Raw genomic sequence first — 23,501 nt, forward strand, 5'->3', positions numbered from 1 at the left:
CATCCTCAGCGCCCCCGGTTAAACCGGGGGCGCTTTTTTTACAGCGTGCTCGGGGTATCTTCCCAGTCGCGATCGTCGTCCTTCGCATCCTGATCCAATACGTTGTAAGCCACGGCGCAAAACAGCGAGTTCAGGCGCTTCATATCCCCCAACAGCCCCAGATGCAGCGAACTGGTCTCGATGCTCTGCACGTTTTGCTGGTGCAGGCGATCGACGTGCGCGTGTGCGTAACGGCGATCCAGGATGCGGAAGCGATGCTTGGAACGGCGCAGGCGTTTGGCGCTGGTCACGTCGCCGGACAGGAACACCGACAGTCCCAGCCGCAGATTGCCGATCAGCCGCTCGTGCAGCCCGTCCAGCTCCGCCAGCCCTTCCGCCGAGAACGCGCGGCGCGCGGCGTGCGATTTGGCGCCCACGTCACCGGCCATGCGCTCGATGATGTCGCCCGCCTGTTCCAGGTTGAGCGCCATTTCGATGATCTCCGCCCAACGGCGCGAGTCCTCCTCGCCCAAGTCTTCCTTCTGGATCTGCGCCAAGTACAGCTTGATGGCGGTGTACAGTACATCGACGTCATCGTCCAGGCGCCGCACCTCTTTATCCAGCCCTTGTTTACCGTGCAGCACTTCGCGCTGCAGGATCATCATGTGTTCCACCACGTCGCCCATGCGCAGCGTTTCACGCGCCGCGTTAGCCAACGCCAGCGTCGGCGTGTCCAGCGCGCTGGCATCCAGATGGCGCGGCCGCATGCGCGGATCGTCGGCCACCACATCGACGATCAACCGTTCACACAGGGCCGCCATCGGCCCGGCCAACGGGATCATCACCAGGCAGCGGATCAGGTTGTAGAACACGTGGAAGTAGATCACCAGCTCTTCACTGCCGCCCGGCAACTGCGCCATCACGTCCGCCAGATGAGAGACAAACGGCAGCACCAGCACGCAGCCCACCAGTTTGAACAGCAGGCTGCCGAGCGCCACGCGCCGCCCTGCGGCGTTCTGGCCGCTGGCGTTGATCATCGCCAACAGGCCGCTGCCGAGGTTGGCACCGATCACCAGGCAGAGCGCCACTTTCAGCGAGATCACGCCGGAGGCGGTCAGGGTGGCGGTCAGCAGCACCGCCGCCAGGCTGGAGTAGCTGACGATGGCGAACAGCGCGCCGGTCAAGGCGTCCAGCATCACGTCGCCGGTCAACGACGAGAACAGCACTTTTACCCCGGCCGCCTGGGTGATCGGCGTGGCGGCGGCCACGATCAGCTCCAGCGCCAGAACGATCAATCCCAGGCCGATCAAGACGCGCCCGATCTGGCCGATCCGCATCTGTTTGCGGCTAAGGAACAGGAATACGCCGACCAGGATCAGCAGCGGCGACAGCCAGGAGAGATCGAAGGTCAGCACCCGCGCCATCAGGGCGGTGCCGACGTCGGCGCCGAGCATGATCACCAGCGCGGGCGCCAGCCCCACCAGCCCCTGCGCGACAAAAGAGGTCACCAGCAGCGCCGTGGCGTTGCTGCTTTGCACCAGCGCGGTCACGCCGATGCCGGCCACGAACGCCAGCGGTTTTTTCTCAACGCTGTCGCTCAATACGCGCCGCAGATTGGCGCCGTAAACCCGCATGATCCCGGTACGCACAATGTGGGTGCCCCACACCAACAGCGCCACGGACGAAAGCAGGTGAAGAAGGGTCAGCACGGAAGATACGCTCCATTAACGCCCGGCCAAAGGAGGTTGATACCCGATCTCTATCAGGCGGCGCAGGCGGGCGGGACGGTTCGATTCGCCCCAGCCGCAGCCGGCGGGCCAAAAGATGACGGGTACAGCACGCGATCCCACCTGCCGGGCGTGGGTCTGGCAGGACAGCGGGCGGGCGGCAGACCGCAGAAGAGAAAGGTTAATGCGGCGGCGAGAAGGCCCCGGCGCCGCGCTGCGAAGTCATGCAACTTCCCGCAATACAACAGGTTCCAAGTGTAGCCCAATTTCCGCGCCGTCGGGCCGCAGGTCGGCTACCGAACGGTTGAGCACGTCAACCAGCAATTCTACACCGCGAACCTGAATCCGATACCGTACCACATTCCCGAGCAAACTGTGGCCGAGGATCACCCCGCCGATCCCCTGCCCGGCCGGCAGCAGGCCGATCGACTCGGGCCGGATCGCCACCTTGCCGGCATAGGGGCGCCCGGTCAGCAGGCCAGCCTGCTCGGCGCTCAGCAGGTTGTAGTTGCCGATAAACCCGGCGGCGAAGGCGTCCGCCGGCTGGGTATACAAGGTTTCCGCATCGCCGCTCTGCACGATCTGCCCCTTATTCATCAGCACGATACGATCCGACAGGGTCAGCGCCTCTTCCTGATCGTGGGTGACGAAGATCGCCGTCAGGTTCAGCTCGCGCTGAATGCGCCGGATCTGCTCGCGCAGGTGTTTGCGGATGCGCGCATCCAGCGCCGACAGCGGTTCGTCGAGCAACAGCAGGCGCGGGCGAGTGACCAACGATCGCGCCAGCGCCACGCGCTGACACTGGCCGCCCGACAGCTGATGCGGATAGCGCTTCGCCAGATCGCTCAGCTCCACCAGCGCCAGCACCTCCTGCACCCGTTGGCCGATCTGCCCGGCCGCCAGCTTTTGCATTTTCAGCCCGAAGGCCACGTTGCCTTCCACCGTCATGTTGGGAAACAGCGCATAGCTTTGGAACACCATGCCGATGCCGCGCTTTTGCGGGGCCAGCGGCACCAGATCCTGGCCCTGCAGCAAAATGTGCCCGCTGTCGACCGGGGTCAGGCCGGCCAGGCAGCGCAGCAGCGTCGATTTGCCACAGCCGCTCGGCCCCAGCAGGGTGACGAACTCCCCCTCTTCAGCGGTGAAATCGATATCCTGAAACACCTGGGTCTGGCCATAGTGTTTGTTCAGGCGGGTGACGTTGAGATAAGCCATCGGGTTAACCCTTGTTTTTATTCAGCAGGTTCGCCAGCCAGGTGACGAGCAGCACCACGGCGAAATAGGAAATAACCAGCGCGCTGGTAAAGTGCCCGCTGCCGTTGCGCATATTGAACAGGTAGACCTGCAGCGTTTCATAGCGGCTACCCACCAGCAGGTTGGCGAACACGAACTCGCCGATCAGGAACGAAAACGACAACAGCACGGCGATCGTTCCCCCCTTGCGCAGGTTCGGCAGCACCACCAGCAGCGCCGCTTGCCAGGTACTGGCGCCCAACAGGTGCGCGGCGTCCATCAGATCGCGCAGGTTGATCGCCTGCATGTTGTTGCTGATGGCACGGTAGATAAACGGCAGCGCGATGGTGAAATAGCAGCCCACCAAAATCCAGGGGGTGCCGAGCAGCGGCAGCGGATCGGCGGCGAACAGCTGCATCAGCCCCACCGCCGACACCACCGGCGGCACGGCAAACGGCAGCAAAATTAGCACGTTCATCACCGCATCCAGCTTGGGAAAGTAGTAAGCGATCACAAACATCGCCGGCAGGATCACCGCCACCGACAGCAGCAGTGTGCCAAAGCAGATCAGCAGCGAGTGCCACAGCGCCTGCAGAAAGCGTGGATCGCTCCACAGCGCCGTCAGCCACTTCAGGGTAAAGCCGTCCGGCAAAATGGTGGCGCCCCACTGGGTGGCCAGCGCGTAAATCAGCGTCGCCGCCAGCGGCAGCAGCAGGATCAATAGCAGCAGGCCGGTCACCGTGCGGTGATAGAGGCGTTCAGCACGCGACATGAGCATTCTCCATCCGATTATGAGCGCGCATTGAGGTAGCTCCTGCGCAGCATCCATTGGTGGATCACCGTGATAAACGCCATCATCACCACCAGCAGCATCGCCAGCGCGCTGGCCAGGTTCGGATCGAGGGAGATGTCCCCCGCCACCAGCGCCGAGATGCGGATCGGGATCACGTTGAAGTTGCCGGTGGTCAGCGCATACACCGTGGCGTAGGCGCCCAGCGCGTTGGCCAGCAGGATGACGAAAGTGCCCATCAGCGCCGGCGCCAGCACCGGCAGGCCGATATGCCGCCAGTAGCGCCAGGGGCCGGCGCCGAGCAGCGCCGCCGATTCACGCCAGTCGGCGCGCAGCGCGTCGAACGCCGGGTACAGCAACAGCACCCCCAGCGGGATCTGGAAGTAGGTATACAGCACGATCAGGCCGCTCTTCGAATAGAGGTTGAAGCTCTCCATCAGACCGTATTTGCGCAGCAGCAGCGTCAGGCAGCCGTTCAGCCCCAGCAGAATGACGAAGGCGAACGCCAGCGGCACCCCGGCGAAGTTACTGGTCATGTTGGTGAACGACATCACGAAGTCATGAAATCGGGTCTGGCCGAGCTGGCGCAGTGAGTAACTGCCCACTAATGCAATCAGCAAACCGTAGACGCTCGACCACAGCGAGATCTCCAACGAGAACTGAAACGCCTGCAGGTAGAACGGCGACGTGAGGATATCGACGTAGTTGCCCCATCCCCAGCCGCCGGTCTCGCTGAAAAAGCTGTGGACGGCGATCCACACCAGCGGGGCGATCTGAAACGCGCCGAACAGCACGATAAACGGCAGCAGGCACAGCGCGGCGATCCATTTGGTTTTGCTGTTCATCGCGCATCCTGCGCCAGCAGCGCCCGGCAGCGCGGCTTGTCGTGCGGCGCCTGCAGCAGATCGCAGATCGTGCCGCACAGCTCGGTTTGCTGCGGATCGGCGTCGTCCAGGCTGAAGCCCGCACCGAACACGAACAGCGGCACCTGGCGTTCTTCCGGCAATACGCCGCCGTGGCTGCGATCGTCGTTCATGCCGTGGTCGGCGGTGACCAGCACCTGGTAACCGGCCGCCAGCCACTCGGGCAGATAGCGCGACAGCGAACCGTCGGCGCGGCGCGCCGCGTTGCGGTACTGCGGCGAAGAGAGACCGAAGCGGTGCCCGGCGTCGTCGATGTTCATCGGATGGATCAGCAGAAAGTCCGGCTGATGGCGCAGGCGCAGGCTTTCGGCGTCGTCGAACAGATGGCTGTCGGGATAGCCGTCGTCGTAATAGAAATGCCCGTGCTGGATCGGCAGCTCGGAGGCGTCGGTATGGCGGTCGCGCGCGGCGTCGAACGGCGTGCGGTTATACAATTCGCTGAACCAATGGTAAGCGGCGGCGGCGGTGGTCAGCCCGGCGGCGCGCGCGTAATGAAACACGCTTTGTTGATGAGAAAGGCGCGAGACGTGGTTGTGCACCACGCCGCTCTCCACCGGCGTGACGCCGGTGAGGATGCATTCATACAGCGGCCGGGAGAGCGAGGGCAGCTCGCTCTCCAGCAGGTACAACCGTCCGCGCCCCGCCGCGCATTCGGCCTGCAGATAACCCATGGCGTCGTGCGCCACCTGGTAGTTGAGGCCGTCCAGCAGCACGAGGATCGTTTTCATGGCGCGTTAACTCACTGCTGCATAAACATAATGACGTTTTCCTGCCACAGACGCGGCAGCGCTTTGGCGCTCTGTTCCCAGGCCGCCGGATCGGCGATCGGGTGCGCGTTTTTGTACTGCTCGGCCGGCAGCAGCTTGGCCTTGACGTCGTCCGGCAGCGTCAGATGCTCGGCGCGGATCGGGCGGGCATAGCCGCGCGCCAGGTTGATCTGGCCGGCGTCGGAGAAGATGTATTCACGTGCCAGCTTGGCGGCGTTCGGGTGCTTGGCGTATTTGTTGATGATGGTGGTGTAGCCGGAGGTGATTGAGCCATCCGACGGGATCAGCACTTCAAAACGGGTTTTGTCGATCTGGTCGCGGTAGTTCAGGCCGTTGAAGTCCCACACCACGCCAACCTGCACTTCCCCTTTCTCCAGCGAAGCGATCACCGGGTTACTCAGGCTCAGGCGGCCGGCCTTGGCCAGCTTGCCGAAGAATTCCAGGCCCGGCTTGAGGTTTTTCTCGTTGCCGCCCATGGCGTAGGTCGCCGCCAGCACGCCGCTGGCCGCCTGCGACGCGGTGCCGACGTCGCCGATGGTGACCTGATAGCTGCCCTTCAGCAGATCGGCCCAGCTGTGCGGAATATCTTTCACCTGCTGTTTGTTGATGATGAAGGCGATGGTACCGGTGTAAGCCAGCGCCCAGTGGCCGTCTTTGTCTTTCGCCCAATCCGGCACCTGATCCCAGGTAGACGGTTTGTACGGCTGCGTCACGCCCTTCTGCACCGCGACTGGGCCGAAGGCTGCGCCGACGTCACCGATGTCCGCCGTGGCGTTGTTCTTTTCCGCATCGAATTTGGCGATCTCCTGCGCGGAGCTCATGTCGGTATCGACATGCTTCAGGCCGTATTTGCTCAACAGATCTTGCCAGGTGCCTTTCCAGTTGGCCCAGCTGTCCGGCATGCCGACGCTGTTGACTTCGCCTTCTTTTTTAGCGGCCTGCTCCAGCGCCGCCAGATCGGTATCCGCGGCCCAGCTCATCTGGCTGGATAACACGATGGCACTGGTTAACACAGAAGCGCACAAACGTTTCATAACTGATGCTCCAGGTGGTAGTGTGGGGATGGCTGGACTAGTCCAGCAAGGACCAAACCAATCTAACGGACGAATGTGATAATTATATGTCAGCTTAAAAAAGCGACAGTTTTATCACCGATTGCAACGGCGAAAACGCGACGCTGGTCTACCTTAAGGGAGGCCAAACGCACTGAAACGGGACACCCGCTGTATGAGTGAAGCACCGACGACCGTCGCCACCATCTGCCAAACGCTGAACGCCCGCATCACCGCAGGCGAGTACGCCGTCGGCGGCAAGCTGCCCTCCGAACGCGCCCTGAGCGAGCAGTTCGCCACCACCCGCATTACCTTGCAGGAGGCGCTTGGCCAGCTGGAGGCGCAGGGCGTCATCTACCGCCAGGTGCGGCGCGGCTGGTTCATCTCGCCCCCGCGTCTTATCTACAACCCGCTGCAGCGCAGCCATTTTCACGCCATGGCGCAGCAGCAGGGGCGTGCCGCCCATACCGAGGCGATCGACAGCGCGGTAGTCACGCTCGACGCGCCGCTGGCCGGCCGCCTGGCGCTGCCCCCCGGTGCCGAGGCCTATCGCATTCGCCGGCTGCGCTATATCGACGGGCGTGCGGTGCTGTACTGCGAGCACTACCTCAACCCGGCCTATTTCCCCGGCATTCTCGACGAAGATCTGACCCAATCGCTGACCGCGCTGTACGCCGAACGCTACGGCATTCATTACGGGCGGGTGCGTTTTGACATGCTGCCTACCCTGCTGCCGCAGCAGGCCGCTGCCATGCTGAAGGTGACCTACGGCAGCCCGGCGCTGTTCATTACGCGGGTGAACCGCGATCAGTACGATCGGGTGATCGATTGCGACCTGGAGTATTGGCGTTACGACGCGCTGCACATCGACGTGGAAGCGCTGTAAATGACAAGGGCGCATCGCTGCGCCCTTAAAGAGGAAATCAGTCGGCGTCGTAGCCGAGGTTAGGCGCCAGCCAACGCTCGACCTCGCTCACGCTCATCCCTTTACGCGCCGCGTAGTCTTCCACCTGATCGCGCTGGATCTGTGCCACCGCGAAGTATTTGCTCTCAGGATGGCTGAAGTACCAGCCGGACACCGCCGCCCCCGGCCACATGGCGAAGGATTCCGTCAGCTCCATGCCGGTGTGGCGGTTGACGTCCAGCAGCTGCCAGATGGTCGCTTTTTCGGTGTGTTCCGGGCAGGCCGGGTAGCCCGGCGCCGGCCGGATGCCCTGATAGTTTTCGCGGATCAGTTCCTCGTTGTTCAGGCTCTCGTCGGCGGCATAGCCCCAGTGCAGCTTGCGCACCTGCTCGTGCAGGTATTCGGCGAAGGCCTCCGCCAAACGATCCGCCAACGCCTTGACCATGATTTTATTGTAATCGTCGTGTTGCGCGTCGTAAGCCGCCGCCAGCGCGTCCTCCTCCAGCCCGCCGGTCACCGCGAAGGCGCCGAAGTAGTCGGCCTTGCCGCTGCTTTTCGGCGCCACGAAGTCCGCCAGACAGTAGTTCGGGAAGTCGGTTTTTTCCGTTTGCTGGCGCAGATGGCGGCTCACCGCCAGCACCTCGTCACGCCGTTCGTCGCGGTACACCTCCACGTCGTCGCCGACGCGGTTGGCCGGGAACAGACCGTAAACGCCGCGCGGGTTGAGGCTGCGCTCGGCGGCCAACCGATCCAGCATCTGATTGGCGTCGTGGAACAGGCGCTTGGCCTCTTCCCCCACCACCTCGTCTTCCAGAATGCGCGGGTACTTGCCCGCCAGCGACCAGGTCATGAAGAACGGCGTCCAGTCGATGTAGTGGCGCAGCGTTTCGATGCCGGCCGCCACCGGGAATACGCCGAGCTGCCGCGGCGCCGGCGGCTGATAGCCGGCCCAGTCCAGCGCCATGGCGTTGGCGCGCGCCTTCGGCAAATCGACCGGCGGCGTACGCGGCTTTTTGCGCGCGTGCTGAATGCGCACCGTTTCATACTCTTTGCGGGTACGCGCCACAAACTCGTCGCGCTGGGTGGCGGACAACAGCGCCGACACCACGCCCACGGTGCGCGAAGCGTTCTGCACGTAGGTAGTCGGGCCGCTGTAGTTCTGTTCAATTTTCACCGCGGTATGCGCCTTGGAAGTGGTGGCACCGCCGATCAGCAGCGGCAGCGTAAAGCCCTGGCGCTCCATCTCTTTGGCCACGTTGACCATCTCGTCCAGCGATGGCGTGATCAGCCCCGACAGGCCGATGATGTCCACGTTCTCCTCGCGCGCGGTCCGCAGGATTTTCTCCGTCGGCACCATCACGCCCAGATCAACAATTTCATAGTTGTTGCACTGCAGCACCACGCCGACGATGTTCTTGCCGATGTCATGCACGTCGCCCTTCACCGTCGCCAGCAGGATTTTGCCCGCCGTGGAGCCTTTCTGCTTGCTGGCCTCGATGTACGGCTCCAGGTAGGCCACCGCCTGCTTCATCACGCGGGCAGATTTCACCACCTGCGGCAGGAACATCTTGCCCTCGCCGAACAGATCGCCGACCACGTTCATCCCCGCCATCAGCGGCCCTTCGATCACTTCGATCGGCCGTTCGGCCTGCTGCCGCGCTTCTTCGGTGTCCAGTTCGATAAACTCGGTGATGCCTTTAACCAACGAATATTCCAGCCGTTTTTCCACCGACCAGCCGCGCCATTCGGCCTGCTGCACCGCTACGTCATTATCTTTGCTGCCGCGATATTTTTCCGCCAGTTCCAGCAGACGTTCGGTGCCGTCCTCGCGGCGATTGAGGATCACGTCCTCCACCGCGTCGCGCAGCTCGGCACTTAAATCGTCATAAATCGCCAATTGGCCGGCGTTGACGATGCCCATGTCCATGCCGTTGCGAATGGCGTGGTACAGGAACACCGCGTGGATCGCCTCACGCACCGGATCGTTGCCGCGGAACGAGAACGACACGTTGGACACGCCGCCGGAGATCATCGCGTGCGGCAGGTGGGTTTTGATGTCGGCACAGGCTTCGATAAAGTCGACGGCGTAGTTATTGTGCTCTTCGATACCCGTAGCGACGGCGAAAATGTTCGGGTCGAAAATGATGTCTTCCGGCGGGAAGCCGACGCGCTCGGTCAAAATTTCATAGGCTCGGCGGCAGATCTCGAACTTGCGCTCGCGGGTATCCGCCTGGCCCACTTCGTCGAACGCCATCACCACCACCGCGGCACCATAGCGGCGCACCAGTTTGGCGTGATGGATAAAGGCCTCTTCGCCCTCCTTCATCGAGATCGAGTTGACGATGCCCTTGCCCTGAATGCACTTCAGGCCTTTCTCGATAACAGACCACTTGGAGGAGTCGATCATGATCGGCACCCGGGCGATATCCGGCTCGCCGGCGATCAGGTTGAGGAAGCGCACCATCGCCGCTTCGGCATCGAGCATCCCCTCGTCCATGTTGATGTCGATGATCTGCGCGCCGCTCTCGACCTGCTGGCGCGCCACGTCGAGCGCCTCGTTATATTTCTCTTCTTTGATCAGGCGTTTGAATCGCGCCGAGCCGGTGACGTTGGTGCGCTCGCCGACGTTGACGAACAGCGTGTTGGCGTCGATGGTCAACGGCTCCAGACCGGCCAGGCGGCAGGCAACCGGGATCTCCGGCAGCCGGCGTGGCGGCACGCCTTCAACCGCGTTGGCCATCGCGGCGATATGCGCCGGCGTGGTACCGCAGCAACCGCCGATAATGTTGAGGAAGCCGGCCTGCGCCCACTCCCCGACCTGCCGCGCCATCTCGGCCGCATCCAGATCGTACTCGCCGAAGGCGTTCGGCAAACCGGCGTTCGGGTGCGCGGTGACGTAGGTCTCCGAGATACGCGCCAGTTCGGCGACGTACTGACGCAGTTCGTCCGGCCCCAGGGCGCAGTTCAGGCCGAAGGTCAGCGGCTTGACGTGGCGCAGCGAGTTGTAGAACGCTTCGGTGGTTTGGCCGGACAGGGTGCGGCCGGAGGCGTCGGTGATGGTGCCGGAAATCATGATCGGCAGCTCCACCCCCAGCGCTTCGAATTCGGTTTCCACCGCAAAAGCGGCGGCTTTGGCGTTCAGGGTGTCGAAGATGGTTTCGATCATGATCAGATCGACGCCGCCCTCCACCAGCGCGCGGGTCGATTCACGGTAAGCCGCCACCAGTTCGTCGAACGAGATGTTGCGGAACGCCGGATCGTTGACGTTCGGCGAGATTGACGCGGTGCGGTTGGTCGGCCCCAATACCCCGGCGACGTAGCGCGGCTTTTCCGGCGTGCGCGCCGTCCATTCGTCGGCGCAGGCGCGTGCCAGGCAGGCGGCCTGATAGTTAATCTCGGCGGACAGCGACTCCATGTGGTAGTCGGCCATGGCGATGGTAGTGGAGTTGAAAGTATTGGTCTCAAGGATATCGGCGCCGGCCTCGAGATAGGCGTAATGAATGGCAGTGATCACTTCCGGCTTGGTCAGCACCAGCAGATCGTTATTGCCTTTCAGGTCGCTGCGCCAGTCGGCGAAACGCTCACCGCGGAAATCGTGCTCTTCCAGACGGTAGCTCTGAATCATGGTGCCCATGCCACCGTCCAACACCAAAATGCGCTGCGCTAACTGGCGGCGCAGTTGTTCTACTCGATTCGTCACCCACGGTCCCCTTTATCTTTCAAATCACACGCTTTCACCTTCACCCACATGTTGCTTACCCTATGGATTTCAAGCTGCAGCTAGGCGCCCAGCGTGTTCATCCTCAGGAGCTTACTCGAGGTAAGTGACTGGGGTGAACACGTGCAGGCAACAACGCTGCGGCTTGAAAGACGACGGGTACGAGTCATCCTAGCACAGCTTGTAAGGACAAAGGGCCAGGCGACAATTGAGAGTTTTTCAGGTTGTGCGCCAACACATCCGATGAGCTGGCGACGGCTTGCAATTCATCGACAAAAAACGAAAATGAATTCCATCATACGGAAAGAGGAATCCCCATCATGGCCACCCCTGCTCCCGCCAAACGCGGCAAGAAGCCCCGCGCAGCAGCCCCGGCCGCCAGCGCGGCGACCGGCCAGGTACAATCGTTGACCCGTGGCCTGAAGCTGTTGGAATACATTTCGGAAGCCCAGGGCAACGTGGCGCTGACCGATCTGGCCCAGCAGGCCGGCCTGCCGAACTCCACCACTCACCGCCTGCTCACCACCATGCAGCAACAGGGATTCGTGCGCCAGGTCGGCGATCTCGGCCTATGGACCATCGGCTCGCACGCCTTTGTGGTCGGCAGCAGCTTCCTGCAAAGCCGCAACCTGCTGGCGATGGTGCATCCGACGCTGCGCCGCCTGATGGAAGAGTCCGGCGAAACCGTCAACCTGGCGGTGCTGGATACCAGCGAGTACCAGGCGATCATCATCGATCAGGTGCAGTGTACGGCGCTGATGCGCATGTCGGCGCCGATCGGCGGCAAACTGCCGATGCACGCCTCCGGCGCCGGCAAGGCGTTCCTCGCCACTCTGCCGGACGATCAGGTGACCAAACTGCTGCACAAGAAAGGCATGCATACCTACACGCCGCACACCCTGACGCCGCACAACCTGAAAGAAGGGCTGGCGCAGATCCGCAAACAGGGCTTTTCCTTTGACGACGAAGAGCACGCGCTCGGCCTGCGCTGCGTGGCGGCTTGCATCTTCGACGAACACCGCGAAGCCTTCGCCGCCATTTCCATCTCCGGCCCGGTGTCGCGCATTACCGACGATCGCGTGATCGAGTTAGGTGCGCTGGTGATCCACGCGGCGAAAGAGATCAGCCTCGCCTACGGCGGCGTGCGCTGACCCACCCCATCCGAGGGGCGCCGCAGCACGCGCCCTCTCTTTATCCTTTCCCTGTTGTCAGCATGTAACAGGCTGTCGGCATCCTGTTTAGCACACAGGAAAAAAGCTTGAAGCCGATCACAGTTAACGATCCTCACGGCGAAAGCCCATTGCAACCGCTCAAACTTCCTTCGACAATGTTACCGATAACATGTTACCGGTAACAATCAAACTGCACGAAGGTAACGTCACCCGGTGTTTTGGAGCCATGCCATGACCAACAATCAAAATCGCATTTACGTCGTTATGGGCGTTTCCGGCAGCGGCAAGTCCGCCGTCGCCGCCGCCGCGGCCCGCCAACTCTCCGCCGGCTTCCTCGACGGCGACTTTCTGCATCCGCGCAGCAACATCCTGAAGATGGCCGCCGGCGACGCGTTGAATGATGACGATCGCGCCCCGTGGCTGGCCGCGCTCAATGACGCCGCCTTTGCTATGCAACGCACCAACAACGTGTCGATCATCGTCTGCTCGGCGCTGAAAAAGCAGTATCGCGACCGCCTGCGCGCCGGTAACGGCAACCTGTCGTTCATCTATCTGCACGGCGAGTTCCCGGTGATCGAGTCCCGCCTGGCGGCGCGTAACGGCCACTTCTTCAAACCGCAGATGCTGGTGACCCAGTTCGCCGCGCTGGAGCAACCGGGCGCCGACGAAAGCGACGTGATGGCGATCGACATCAACCAGCCGCTGGACGTGGTGATCGCCGATACCGTGCGCCATATCCAGAGCTTCCTGCCGCAGGACGTGTGCGCGTGAGTACCGTTACGCTGGTCGGTACCGCAGTCGGCTCGGTTTTACTGCTGTTATTCCTGGTGATGAAGGCGCGCATGCACGCCTTCGTCGCGCTGATGCTGGTGTCCATCGCCGCCGGCATTTTCTCCGGCATGCCGCTGGAACACATCGCCGACACCATGCAGAAAGGCATGGGCGATACGCTGGGCTTCCTGGCGATCGTGGTGGCGCTGGGGGCGATGTTCGGCAAGATCCTGCATGAGGTCGGCGCGCTCGATCAAATTGCGGCGCAATTGCTGAAACGATTCGGACAAAGCAAGGCGCACTACGCGCTCGGCATCGCCGGCCTGATCTGCGCACTGCCGCTGTTCTTCGACGTGGCGGTGGTGCTGCTGATCGGCATCGTGTTCGCCGTGGCGCGCCGCACCGACGGCAATATCGTCAAGCTGGCGATCCCGCTGTTCGCCGGCGTGGCCGCCGCCGCCTCCTTCCTGCTGCCGGGGCCGGTGCCGATGCTGCTGGCTTCACAGATGAAGGCCGACTTCGGCTGGATGATCGCCATCGGCCTGGTGGCGGCGGTGATCGGCATGCTGATCGCCGGCCCACTGTACGGCAGCTTTATCAGCCGCTTCGTCAACTGGCCAATGCCGCCGGAAGAGAGCGAGCCGACGCTGACCAAGGGCAATCTGCCGTCGTTCGGCTTCAGCCTGGCGCTGGTGCTGTGCCCGCTGGTGCTGGTCGGCATGAAGACCCTCGGCGCGCGGCTGGTCACCCCCGGCTCGCAGCTGCAGCAGTGGCTGGAGTTTATCGGCCACCCGTTCACCGCCATCCTGCTGGCCTGCCTGATCGTGATTTATGGCCTGGCGAAACCGCGCGGCATGAGCAACGAACAGACGCTGGCCATCTGCTCCGCCGCGGTGCAACCGGCCGGGATCATCCTGCTGATGACCGGTGCCGGTGGGGTGTTCAAACAGATCCTGGTGGATTCCGGCGTTGGGCCGGCGCTGGGTGACGCGATGATCGGCGCAGGCCTGCCGATCGCCGTGGCCGCCTTTGCGCTCTCCGCCATGGTGCGGGTGATTCAAGGCTCGGCCACCGTCGCCTGCCTGACCACCGTCGGCCTGGTGCTGCCGGTCACCAGCCAGCTCGGATTGAACGGCGGGCAACTGGCCGCGCTGGCTATCTGCATCGCCGGCGGCTCCATCGTGCTGAGCCACGTCAACGACGCCGGTTTCTGGCTGTTCGGCAAATTCACCGGCGCCAACGAACTGCAAACGCTGAAAACCTGGACGGTGATGGAAACCCTTCTGGGCAGCGTCGGCGGCGCCATCGGCATGATGGCATTCACGATGTTTTAAATCCCAAATCGCCCCCGGCCTTGCACACCAGGGCTGCAAATCATCACCGGGGGCACCGCCACAGGCGGCGACTATAACAACAGCAATGTGAGGAAGGCATGATTAATCCAACCTTGTCCCGTGTCACACAGCGCATCATCCACCGTTCCCAGGCCAGCCGCGCCGCCTATCTGGCGCGCATCGAGGCGGCCCGTTCCCAAACCGTCCACCGCGCGCAGCTGGCCTGCGGTAACCTGGCCCACGGCTTCGCCGCCTGTCAGCCCGATGACAAGACGTCGCTGAAAAACATGGTGCGCAGCGATATCGCCATCATCACCGCCTACAACGACATGCTGTCGGCCCACCAGCCGTACGAACACTACCCGCAGCGGCTGAAGCAGGCGCTGAAGGCGGTAGGCGCCGTGGGCCAAGTGGCCGGCGGCGTGCCGGCGATGTGCGACGGCGTGACGCAGGGGCAGGACGGCATGGAGCTGTCGCTGATGAGCCGTGACGTGATCGCCATGTCGGCCGCCGTCGGCCTGTCGCACAACATGTTCGACGGCGCGCTGTTCCTCGGCATCTGCGACAAGATCGTGCCGGGGCTGGTGATGGCCGCCCTCTCCTTCGGCCACCTGCCCGCGCTGTTCGTGCCGGCCGGCCCGATGAGCAGCGGTTTACCGAACAAGGAAAAGGTGCGCGTGCGCCAGCTGTACGCCGAGGGCAAAGCCGACCGACTGGCGTTGCTGGAAGCCGAGGCCGCCTCCTATCATGGCATCGGCACCTGTACCTTTTACGGCACCGCCAACACCAACCAGATGGTGATGGAAGTGATGGGTCTGCATCTGCCGGGCGCCTCCTTCGTGCATCCTGATACGCCACTGCGCGACGCGCTGAACGACGCCGCCGCGCGCCAGGTGACGCGGCTGACCGACAGCGCCGGCAACTACCTGCCAATCGGCCGCCTGGTGGACGAAAAAGTGGTGGTGAACGGCATCGTCTCGCTGCTGGCCACCGGCGGCTCCACCAACCTGACTATGCATCTGGTGGCGATGGCGCGCGCAGCGGGCATCATCATCACTTGGGACGACTTCTCCGAACTGTCGGAAGCGGTACCGCTGCTGTGCCGCATTTACCCGAACGGCCCGGCCGACATCAACCAGTTCCAGGCCGCCGGCGGCGTGCCGCTGGTGGTGCGCGAGCTGCTGCAACACGGCCTGCTGCACGAAGACGTGCACACCGTGGCCGGTTTCGGCCTACGCCGCTACACCCAGGAACCGTGGCTGGATAACGGCCAGCTGGTGTGGCGCGAAGGCGTGGCCGGCTCGCTCGACGCCAGCGTGATCGCCAGCGTAGCTCAGCCGTTCGAACATCACGGCGGCACCAAAGTGATGGCCGGCAACCTGGGCCGCGCGGTGATGAAAACCTCGGCGGTGCCCGCCGACAACCAAATCATCGAAGCGCCGGCGGTGGTGTTCGACAGCCAGCACGACATCGTGCCGGCGTTCGAAGCCGGCAAGCTGGATCGCGATTGCGTGGTGGTGGTGCGCTTCCAGGGGCCGCAGGCCAACGGCATGCCCGAGCTGCACAAGCTGATGCCGCCGCTGGGCGTGCTGATGGATCGCGGCTTCAAAGTGGCGCTGGTGACCGACGGCCGCCTGTCCGGCGCCTCCGGCAAGGTGCCTTCCGCCATCCACGTCACCCCGGAAGCCTATACCGGCGGCCTGCTGGCGAAAGTGCGCGACGGCGATCCGATCCGCGTCAACGGCTGCAGCGGCGAGCTACAGGTGCTGGTCGACGCCGACGAACTGGCCCAGCGCACGCCATGCCAACCCGATCTGAGCGCGGAACATGTCGGCTGCGGCCGCGAGCTGTTCGGTGCGCTGCGCAGCCAGCTGTCCGGTGCCGAACAGGGTGCCTGCTGCATCAAATTTTAATCGATAGCCTGGCCGCATCGCCGCCTGGCGGCGGCCACAGAGGAGAACGTCATCATGAACAAGTGGGAAACAAGCGCCGAACAGATCCTGACGGCGGGGCCGGTGGTGCCGGTCATCGTGATCAACAAGCTGGAACATGCGGTGCCATTAGCGAAAGCGCTGGTCGCCGGCGGCGTGCGGGTGCTGGAGGTGACGCTGCGCACCGCCTGCGCCATGGACGCCATTCGCGCCATCGCTCAAGAGGTGCCGGAAGCGATCATCGGCGCCGGTACGGTGATCAATCCGCAGCAGCTGCGGGAAGTAACCGAGGCCGGCGCGCAGTTCGCCATCAGCCCAGGGCTGACCGACGCGCTGCTCAAGGCGGCCACCGCCGGTTCCATTCCGCTTATCCCGGGTATCAGCACCGTTTCCGAACTGATGCAGGGCATGGATTACGGCCTGCGCGAATTTAAATTCTTCCCGGCGGAAGCCAACGGCGGCGTAAAAGCGCTGCAGGCGATCAGCGGCCCGTTCCCGCAGGTGCGCTTCTGCCCGACCGGCGGCATCTCGCCGGACAACTACCGCAGCTATCTGGCGCTTAAAAGCGTGCTGTGCATCGGCGGCTCCTGGCTGGTGCCGGCGGACGCGCTGGAAAACGGCGACTACGCCCGCATCACCGAACTGGCACGCGCCGCCGTCGCGGGCGCCCAGGCCTGATTTACATCGCAGCGGTGGCGGCCGGCAGCGCCGCCCCGCTGCGCTGGCTGAACCGCTGTTTCTTGCGGTAAGCGAACACGTCTTCCACGTGCCCCTCACGGATACGCTGCTGCAACCCGCGCCAGTACTCCGCCGTAAACAGATCGCTGTGCAGCTCTTCAAACACCTGCCGGATGCGCCGATCGCCGCACAGGAAGTGGCGAAACTCCTCCGGGAACACGTCGTTAGGCGCGATGCTGTACCACGGTTCGCTGGCCAGCTCGTCCTCCGGGTAGCGCGGCGGCGGGACGTCGCGGAAGTTAACCTCGGTCATGTAGCAAATCTCGTCGTAGTCATAGAACACCACCCGCCCGTGGCGCGTCACGCCGAAGTTCTTGAACAGCATGTCGCCGGGGAAGATATTGGCGGCGGCCAGCTGCTTGATAGCATTGCCGTACTCTTCGATCGCATCGCGCATCTGCTGGTCGTTGGCCTGCTCCAGATACAGGTTCAGCGGCGTCATGCGCCGTTCCATATACAGGTGTTTGATCACGATGCGGTCGCCGAGATCTTCCAGCTTGCCCGGCACTTCGCGCTGTAGCTCTGCCAACAGCGCCGGGCTGAGGCGCGCCTTGTCGACGACGAAATTCTCGTACTCCTGGGTATCCGCCATACGCCCGACGCGATCATGCTCCTTCACCAGCTGATAGCAGGCCATCACCTGCGCCTGCGTCACCTCTTTTTGCGGAGCGAATTCGTCTTTGATCACTTTGAATACCCGATCGAAGGACGGCAGGGTGAACACCAGCATCACCATGCCCTTCACCCCCGGTGCGATGATGAACTGCTCCTGAGAGTGCGCCATAAAGGTCAGATATTCGCGATAGCATTCGGTTTTGCCGTGCTTTTGGCAGCCGATCGCCATGTACAGCTCGGCGGTGGTCTTGCCCGGCAGGATCTCGCGCAGCCACTCCACCATCGCCGCCGGCAGCGGCGCGTAGACCATGAAGTAAGAGCGGGCGAAGCCGAAGACGATACTGGCCTCGGCCTTGCCGGTCAGGCAGGCGTCGATAAACAGCGCACCCGAATCGCTGTGGTGGATCGGCAACAGGAACGGGTAAATACCGTCGGCCAGGCGCAGTTTGCCGACCAGCCAGGCGGCCTTGTTGCGATAAAACAGTTCGTTGGCGATCTGAAAGGTCGCCCCCGCCAGCTGCTGTGCGTTGAAGGCGCGTTGCAGCGCCTGAGTGATGTAGCGAATATCGCGCGTCAAATCCTCCCACGGTAGCCGCAGCGGCAGATCGCTCAACACGGAGCGCAACATCGCCGGCAGATCGCCGTTGGGGGTGAAATCGCGCGCCAGCGGACGCGGAATGTCGCGAAAGCGCCGCTCCGGCTGCGAACTGAACACGAACAGTTTGTCCGGCGTCAGGTCGCGATGTTTGAACAACCGGCAATAAACCGAATTAAAGAAGCTTTCGGCGATCTCGAAGCGCGGATAGTCCGGCAGCAGGTCGATATAGACCGCTTTGACCCGGCTGGGGAAGTCGGCGTCGAAGTATTTCTGCCCGGTGATGCATTTTAGCTGCTCCACCACCAGGCCAACGTGATGGTCGTACAGATGGATGCGCTTTTTCATCGCCTGCTGCACCGCCGGCCAGTCCGCCTGCTCGAAGCGCTGCTGCGCGCCGGCGGTCACCTCCAGAAAGCGGCCGTACTGCGCATCGAAGCCCTGCAGGATCGTCTGTGCGATCAACAACTCCAGTTTTGCCGCCATCCTTACCCCCGCCAGAAAAAGGAGCCTGCACATGCAGGCTCCGGGTGAAACGTCTTCAAGCTTGCCGCATCAGAACTGCTGTTCTTCCGTCGAACCGGTCAGCGCGGTGACCGAAGAGGCGCCACCCTGAATGATGGTGGTGACCTTGTCGAAGTAGCCGGTGCCCACCTCTTGCTGGTGCGAAGCGAAGGTGTAACCGCGATCCACCGCGGCGAACTCCGCCTGCTGCACCTTCTCGACGTAGTGTTTCATGCCCTCGCCCTGCGCATAGGCGTGCGCCAGGTCGAACATGTTGAACCACATGCTGTGGATACCCGCCAGCGTGATGAACTGGTACTTGTAGCCCATGTCCGACAGCGCCTGCTGGAAGCGAGCGATGGTCTGGTCGTCGAGGTTCTTCTTCCAGTTGAACGACGGCGAGCAGTTGTAGGCCAGCAGCTTGCCTGGGTATTTGGCGTGGATGGCGTCGGCGAAGCGCTGGGCGGCATCCAGATCCGGCGTCGAGGTTTCGCACCACACCATATCGGCGTAAGGGGCGTAAGCCAGGCCGCGGCTAATCGCCTGTTCGACGCCGGCATGGGTGCGGAAGAAGCCTTCCGCCGTGCGCTCGCCGGTGACGAAGGCGCTGTCATACGGATCGCAATCGGAGGTCAGCAGGTCGGCTGCATCGGCGTCAGTGCGGGCGATCACCAGCGTCGGCACGCCGAGCACGTCGGCAGCCAGGCGCGCGGCGACCAGCTTCTGGATCGCTTCCTGCGTCGGTACCAGCACTTTGCCGCCCATATGGCCGCATTTCTTCACCGCCGCCAGTTGGTCTTCGAAGTGCACCCCGGCGGCGCCAGCGGTGATCATCGCTTTCATCAGCTCAAAGGCGTTCAGCACGCCGCCGAAGCCGGCTTCCGCATCGGCGACGATCGGCAGGAAGTAATCGGTGTAGCCTTTGCTGCCCGGCTCAATTTGGTTAGCCCATTGGATCTGATCGGCGCGGCGGAAGGTATTGTTGATGCGCTCGACAACCTTCGGCACCGAGTCCACCGGATACAGCGACTGGTCAGGGTACATGGCCGCAGCACTGTTGGCGTCCGCCGCCACCTGCCAACCGGACAGGTAGATAGCCTCGACGCCGGCCTTGGCCTGCTGCAGCGCCTGGCCGCCGGTCAGCGCGCCCAGGCAGTTCACATAGCCTTTGCGCGCCTTGCCGTTCAGCAACGCCCACAGTTTGGCGGCGCCGTTTTGCGCCAGGGTGCATTCCGGGTTGACCGAACCGCGCAGGTTGATCACGTCTTCCGCGCTGTAAGGGCGGGTGATGCCTTCCCAACGGGCCGATTTCCATTCCTGTTCCAGCTGCTGGATCTGTTGAGAGCGAGAGGTAGACATAATTTTTATCCTTTCAGTCGTGTAGGGTTGATTGGGAAAATTCAGGCCAGCAGCGCATAGCCGGGCAGCGTCAGGAAATCGATTAGTTCATCTTGTGTGGTGATGCGCTCCATCAGGCGCGCCGCCTCTTCGAACCGGCCGGCGTTAAAGCGCGCTTCCCCCACTTCTTCACGCACCACCAACATCTCTTCTTGCAGCATCTGACGGAACAGCGCTTTGGTGACCGGGCGCCCGTCGTTCAGGCTCTTCTCGTGGTGGATCCACTGCCAGATCGACGTACGAGAGATCTCCGCCGTCGCCGCATCCTCCATCAAACCGTAGATCGGCACGCAGCCGTTGCCGGAGATCCAGGCTTCGATGTACTGCACCGCTACGCGAATATTGGCGCGCATCCCCGCTTCGGTGCGTTCGCCATCGCACGGTTCCAGCAGTTGTGCGGCGCTGATCGGCGCGTCCTGCTCACGCAGCACCTCCAGCTGGTTTTGGCGAGCGCCCAGCGCTTTGCCGAACACCTCCATCACCGTGTCCGCCAGCCCCGGGTGCGCCACCCAAGTGCCGTCGTGGCCGTTGCCGGCCTCCAGCTCTTTGTCCGCCCGCACTTTGTTCAGCACCCAGTCATTTTTCTCGGCGTCTTTGCTCGGGATAAACGCCGCCATGCCGCCCATGGCGAACGCGCCGCGCTTATGACAGGTTTTGATCAGCAGGCGTGAATAGGCACTGAGGAAGGGTTTCTCCATGGTCACCGACTGGCGATCCGGCAGCACGCGATCGCCGTGATTCTTCAGCGTTTTGATGTAGCTGAAGATGTAATCCCAGCGGCCGCAGTTCAGACCGACGATGTGATCGCGCAGGTGGTAGAGGATCTCATCCATCTGGAACACCGCCGGCAGGGTTTCGATCAGCACTGTTGCTTTGATGGTGCCGCGCGGCAGATCGAAACGATCCTCGGTAAAGCTGAAGACATCGCTCCACCAGGCCGCTTCTTCCCAGGACTGGGTTTTCGGCAGGTAGAAATAAGGGCCGCTGCCTTTGGCCAACAGCTGGCGATAGTTGTGGTAGAAGTACAGTGCGAAATCGAACAGGCCGCCGGGGATGGCTTCATCACGCCACAGCACGTGTTTTTCCGGCAGATGCAGGCCGCGCACACGGGCGATCAATACCGCCGGGTTCGGTTTCAGCTGGTAGATTTTGCCGGCTTCATTGGTGTAGGAAATGGTGCCGTTAACCGCGTCGTGCAGGTTGATTTGGCCGTCGATGACTTTGTCCCAGCTTGGCGCCAGCGAGTCTTCGAAGTCCGCCATGAACACTTTTACGTTGGCGTTAAGCGCATTGATCACCATCTTGCGCTCAACCGGCCCGGTGATCTCTACCCGGCGGTCGCGCAGATCTTGCGGAATACCGCGGATCTGCCAGTCGCCTTCACGAATGGAAGCAGTTTCCGAAATAAATCCAGGCAGTTCGCCACGATCGATATTTTGCTGCCAGCGGACACGCGCCGCCAGCAGCTCGTTGCGCCGCGGCGTGAATTTCCCCACCAGTTCCGCCAGGAATTCAACCGCTTCATCCGTCAACACCTGGCGCTCCGCTGCGGCGAAACCCTGCGTAAACCTTAACTCCGTGCCTGCTATCTGTTGCGTCATGACCTTGCTCCTTCCCATCGTTGCGCCCGAGCGGCCGGCGCATTTTCATCAGAAATCACTGTGGATCAGGGCGGATGAAACGATCCCAAACTGGTCAGATCTCATCCCGATAGCTCTAAGAATACTCAACAAAAAATAAAAATCAAAAACCATTTCCATTTTATTATTAAATATTTTATTAACACTTTATTATCAACTAGTTAGATTAAATAACAACAACAGCAGGTAAGGAAATCGCTTCCAGTAACTTCATGAAGGCTCGCTAACACCTTGTTGAACAATGGATTTTAGGACTGAATGACGGGGGAAAAGAGGATCGTACAGAGGATCAACAGCGCGGCGGCCTCGATTCAGCCGCCGCCAGGCAGAAAAGATCAGTCGAGAGTCGGGTTCATATGGCGCAGATCGTACGGCGTGATCTGGTAGACGTAATAGTTGAGCCAGTTGGAGAACAGCAAATGGCCGTGGCTGCGCCAGGTGGCTTTCGGTGTCAGTGCGGGGTTGTCATCGGGGAAGTAGTTGAGCGGAACGGCGGGATCGAGGCCTGCGTCGTTGTCGCGACAATACTCCCCTGCCAGGGTCAAGGCATCATACTCCGGATGGCCGGTAACGAACGCCAGGCGCTTATCCCTGCTGGCGAACAGGTAGGCGCCGGCCTGCTCGGATTCGGCCAGAATATCCAGATCGGTATATTGGCGAATCACCTCAGTCGGGAAATCGGCATAGCGTGAATGCGGCGCCAGGAAGCTTTCGTCGAAACCGCGCGTCAGCAACGCATGCTGCTGCAGCGTTTGGTGCGGATAAACGCCGGAGAGCTTCACCTCGCGCGTCATCTTGGGAATGCCATACAGAATATTCAACGCCGCCTGTACCGCCCAGCACACGAACAGCGTGGAGGTAACGTGGTGCTTGGCCCAGTCGATCACGCGCTCGATCTGCGGCCAGTAGGCAACATCGCAGAAATCGACCAGCCCCAACGGCGCGCCGGTAACGATCAAACCATCGAAGTTCTCGTTCTGGATATCCTCGAAGTCGCAGTAGAAGTTATTCAGATGCTCGGCCGGCGTGTTCTTCGATTCGCGGCTATCGATACGCAGCAGCTGGATATCAATCTGCAGCGGCGAGTTGGACAGCAGGCGCAAAAACTGGTTTTCCGTTTCGATCTTCTTTGGCATCAGGTTGAGGATCAGCACTTTCAGTGGCCTGATTTCCTGTGTTTTTGCCCGCGAGGATGTCATCACGAAGACATTCTCACCGCGCAAGAAATTGACCGCAGGTAACTCATCAGGAACACGAATCGGCATTGCTTAACCCTCACACATCCATTTATACGTTTAGACTTCTAGATGCCCGAAGATAGCGTTTTTTTCCGTCGATGTCGAGCATTCGGCGGAAAGGTGAAAATGTTTCATTGCGCGCTCTGCGCCAAGATATGAGGAGGGGGAGTAAAGGGACTGAAAAGCAAAAAGGCCATCCTTTCGGATGGCCTCTTGGCTTAATTGATGCTTGGCAGTGTCCTACTCTCGCATGGGGAGACCCCACACTACCATCGGCGCTACGGCGTTTCACTTCTGAGTTCGGCATGGGGTCAGGTGGGACCACCGCGCTATTGCCGCCAAGCAAATTCTTTTTTCTGCCGAACTTCTAAACCCACTTTAAATAAAGTGGTGCTGATACCCAGAGTCGAACTGGGGACCTCACCCTTACCAAGGGTGCGCTCTACCAACTGAGCCATATCAGCACGCTTAA

17 protein-coding genes, 1 tRNA gene and 1 rRNA gene are annotated in these 23,501 nt (G+C 62.0%); 6 read left to right on the forward strand and 13 right to left on the reverse strand.

Going from position 1 to position 23,501, the window contains the following annotated elements; translation table 11 throughout:
* Positions 1-38: 38 nt before the first annotated feature.
* From BHU62_RS11455 to BHU62_RS11480, 6 genes are all read right to left on the reverse strand, one after another.
* Complete coding sequence (locus BHU62_RS11455) at positions 39-1,688, reverse strand: Na/Pi cotransporter family protein (protein WP_073532117.1); 1,650 nt, start codon at positions 1,686-1,688, stop codon at positions 39-41.
* Positions 1,689-1,928: 240 nt separating this feature from the next.
* Entirely contained in the window at positions 1,929-2,921 is a 993-nt protein-coding gene (locus tag BHU62_RS11460) for an ABC transporter ATP-binding protein (RefSeq protein WP_073532118.1), read from the reverse strand.
* Positions 2,922-2,925: 4 nt separating this feature from the next.
* Positions 2,926-3,711: an ABC transporter permease gene (locus BHU62_RS11465; RefSeq protein WP_073532119.1), complete on the reverse strand. Its 786-nt coding sequence runs from the start codon at positions 3,709-3,711 to the stop codon at positions 2,926-2,928.
* Between the two features lie 17 nt (positions 3,712-3,728).
* Positions 3,729-4,574, reverse strand: a complete 846-nt coding sequence (locus BHU62_RS11470; protein ID WP_033631955.1) for an ABC transporter permease — start codon at positions 4,572-4,574, stop codon at positions 3,729-3,731.
* Positions 4,571-5,380 carry an alkaline phosphatase family protein gene (locus tag BHU62_RS11475; protein ID WP_073532120.1) on the reverse strand — a complete coding sequence of 270 codons (810 nt, stop codon included), beginning with the start codon at positions 5,378-5,380 and terminating at the stop codon, positions 4,571-4,573. The genes BHU62_RS11470 and BHU62_RS11475 overlap by 4 nt, the downstream gene beginning before the upstream one ends.
* A gap of 11 nt (positions 5,381-5,391) precedes the next feature.
* Entirely contained in the window at positions 5,392-6,453 is a 1,062-nt protein-coding gene (locus tag BHU62_RS11480) for an ABC transporter substrate-binding protein (protein WP_004936660.1), read from the reverse strand.
* 193 nt (positions 6,454-6,646) lie between these two features.
* Between BHU62_RS11480 and BHU62_RS11485 the strand changes: the two genes are divergently transcribed.
* Positions 6,647-7,357 carry a UTRA domain-containing protein gene (locus tag BHU62_RS11485; protein WP_073532121.1) on the forward strand — a complete coding sequence of 237 codons (711 nt, stop codon included), beginning with the start codon at positions 6,647-6,649 and terminating at the stop codon, positions 7,355-7,357.
* A 37-nt stretch (positions 7,358-7,394) separates the two neighbouring features.
* Here BHU62_RS11485 and metH read toward each other — a convergent pair whose 3' ends face one another.
* Positions 7,395-11,075 carry a methionine synthase gene (gene metH / locus BHU62_RS11490; protein WP_073532122.1) on the reverse strand — a complete coding sequence of 1,227 codons (3,681 nt, stop codon included), beginning with the start codon at positions 11,073-11,075 and terminating at the stop codon, positions 7,395-7,397.
* A 338-nt stretch (positions 11,076-11,413) separates the two neighbouring features.
* Between metH and iclR the strand changes: the two genes are divergently transcribed.
* The 5 genes from iclR (at position 11,414) to BHU62_RS11515 (ending at position 16,979) form a co-directional block, all read left to right on the forward strand.
* Positions 11,414-12,244: a glyoxylate bypass operon transcriptional repressor IclR gene (gene iclR, locus BHU62_RS11495; protein WP_004936648.1), complete on the forward strand. Its 831-nt coding sequence runs from the start codon at positions 11,414-11,416 to the stop codon at positions 12,242-12,244.
* A gap of 252 nt (positions 12,245-12,496) precedes the next feature.
* On the forward strand, positions 12,497-13,036 hold the full coding sequence (gene gntK, locus BHU62_RS11500; RefSeq protein ID WP_073532123.1) for a gluconokinase: 540 nt from the start codon (positions 12,497-12,499) through the stop codon (positions 13,034-13,036).
* The gene (gntU, locus tag BHU62_RS11505; protein WP_073532136.1) at positions 13,033-14,370 is read left to right on the forward strand and encodes a gluconate transporter; all 1,338 of its coding nucleotides are present in this window, start codon (positions 13,033-13,035) and stop codon (positions 14,368-14,370) included. Before gntK ends, gntU begins: the two co-directional genes overlap by 4 nt.
* A gap of 98 nt (positions 14,371-14,468) precedes the next feature.
* Positions 14,469-16,283, forward strand: a complete 1,815-nt coding sequence (gene edd, locus BHU62_RS11510; protein WP_073532124.1) for a phosphogluconate dehydratase — start codon at positions 14,469-14,471, stop codon at positions 16,281-16,283.
* 54 nt (positions 16,284-16,337) lie between these two features.
* Entirely contained in the window at positions 16,338-16,979 is a 642-nt protein-coding gene (locus BHU62_RS11515; protein ID WP_073532125.1) for a bifunctional 4-hydroxy-2-oxoglutarate aldolase/2-dehydro-3-deoxy-phosphogluconate aldolase, read from the forward strand.
* Position 16,980: 1 nt separating this feature from the next.
* On the opposite strand, the gene aceK is transcribed toward BHU62_RS11515, so the two are convergent.
* The 6 genes from aceK to BHU62_RS11545 all read right to left on the reverse strand — a co-directional run bounded on the left by aceK (position 16,981) and on the right by BHU62_RS11545 (position 23,493).
* Positions 16,981-18,735 (reverse strand): bifunctional isocitrate dehydrogenase kinase/phosphatase, encoded by a 1,755-nt coding sequence (aceK, locus tag BHU62_RS11520; protein ID WP_073532126.1) that lies wholly within the window; start codon positions 18,733-18,735, stop codon positions 16,981-16,983.
* Positions 18,736-18,804: 69 nt separating this feature from the next.
* Complete coding sequence (aceA, locus tag BHU62_RS11525; RefSeq protein WP_004936630.1) at positions 18,805-20,112, reverse strand: isocitrate lyase; 1,308 nt, start codon at positions 20,110-20,112, stop codon at positions 18,805-18,807.
* Positions 20,113-20,153: 41 nt separating this feature from the next.
* On the reverse strand, positions 20,154-21,752 hold the full coding sequence (aceB, locus tag BHU62_RS11530) for a malate synthase A (RefSeq protein WP_073532127.1): 1,599 nt from the start codon (positions 21,750-21,752) through the stop codon (positions 20,154-20,156).
* A 374-nt stretch (positions 21,753-22,126) separates the two neighbouring features.
* The gene (gene metA / locus BHU62_RS11535) at positions 22,127-23,056 is read right to left on the reverse strand and encodes a homoserine O-acetyltransferase MetA (RefSeq protein ID WP_073532128.1); all 930 of its coding nucleotides are present in this window, start codon (positions 23,054-23,056) and stop codon (positions 22,127-22,129) included.
* A 200-nt stretch (positions 23,057-23,256) separates the two neighbouring features.
* A 5S ribosomal RNA gene (rrf, locus tag BHU62_RS11540) occupies positions 23,257-23,372 on the reverse strand.
* A 45-nt stretch (positions 23,373-23,417) separates the two neighbouring features.
* A tRNA-Thr gene (locus BHU62_RS11545) sits at positions 23,418-23,493 on the reverse strand.
* Between the last annotated feature and the right edge of the window lie 8 nt (positions 23,494-23,501).

Origin of the sequence: Serratia marcescens (assembly GCF_001902635.1) — a bacterium.
GTDB classification, from domain to species: Bacteria; Pseudomonadota; Gammaproteobacteria; order Enterobacterales; family Enterobacteriaceae; genus Serratia; species Serratia marcescens_F.

Coding starts and splice junctions, on each gene's coding strand:
- BHU62_RS11460 (WP_073532118.1), bottom strand. CDS start 2,921: ATGGCTTATCTCAACGTCACCCGCCTGAACAAACACTATGGCCAGACC.
- BHU62_RS11465 (WP_073532119.1), bottom strand. CDS start 3,711: ATGTCGCGTGCTGAACGCCTCTATCACCGCACGGTGACCGGCCTGCTG.
- BHU62_RS11470 (WP_033631955.1), bottom strand. CDS start 4,574: ATGAACAGCAAAACCAAATGGATCGCCGCGCTGTGCCTGCTGCCGTTT.
- BHU62_RS11475 (WP_073532120.1), bottom strand. CDS start 5,380: ATGAAAACGATCCTCGTGCTGCTGGACGGCCTCAACTACCAGGTGGCG.
- BHU62_RS11480 (WP_004936660.1), bottom strand. CDS start 6,453: ATGAAACGTTTGTGCGCTTCTGTGTTAACCAGTGCCATCGTGTTATCC.
- BHU62_RS11485 (WP_073532121.1), top strand. CDS start 6,647: ATGAGTGAAGCACCGACGACCGTCGCCACCATCTGCCAAACGCTGAAC.
- iclR (WP_004936648.1), top strand. CDS start 11,414: ATGGCCACCCCTGCTCCCGCCAAACGCGGCAAGAAGCCCCGCGCAGCA.
- gntK (WP_073532123.1), top strand. CDS start 12,497: ATGACCAACAATCAAAATCGCATTTACGTCGTTATGGGCGTTTCCGGC.
- edd (WP_073532124.1), top strand. CDS start 14,469: ATGATTAATCCAACCTTGTCCCGTGTCACACAGCGCATCATCCACCGT.
- BHU62_RS11515 (WP_073532125.1), top strand. CDS start 16,338: ATGAACAAGTGGGAAACAAGCGCCGAACAGATCCTGACGGCGGGGCCG.
- aceK (WP_073532126.1), bottom strand. CDS start 18,735: ATGGCGGCAAAACTGGAGTTGTTGATCGCACAGACGATCCTGCAGGGC.
- aceA (WP_004936630.1), bottom strand. CDS start 20,112: ATGTCTACCTCTCGCTCTCAACAGATCCAGCAGCTGGAACAGGAATGG.
- aceB (WP_073532127.1), bottom strand. CDS start 21,752: ATGACGCAACAGATAGCAGGCACGGAGTTAAGGTTTACGCAGGGTTTC.
- metA (WP_073532128.1), bottom strand. CDS start 23,056: ATGCCGATTCGTGTTCCTGATGAGTTACCTGCGGTCAATTTCTTGCGC.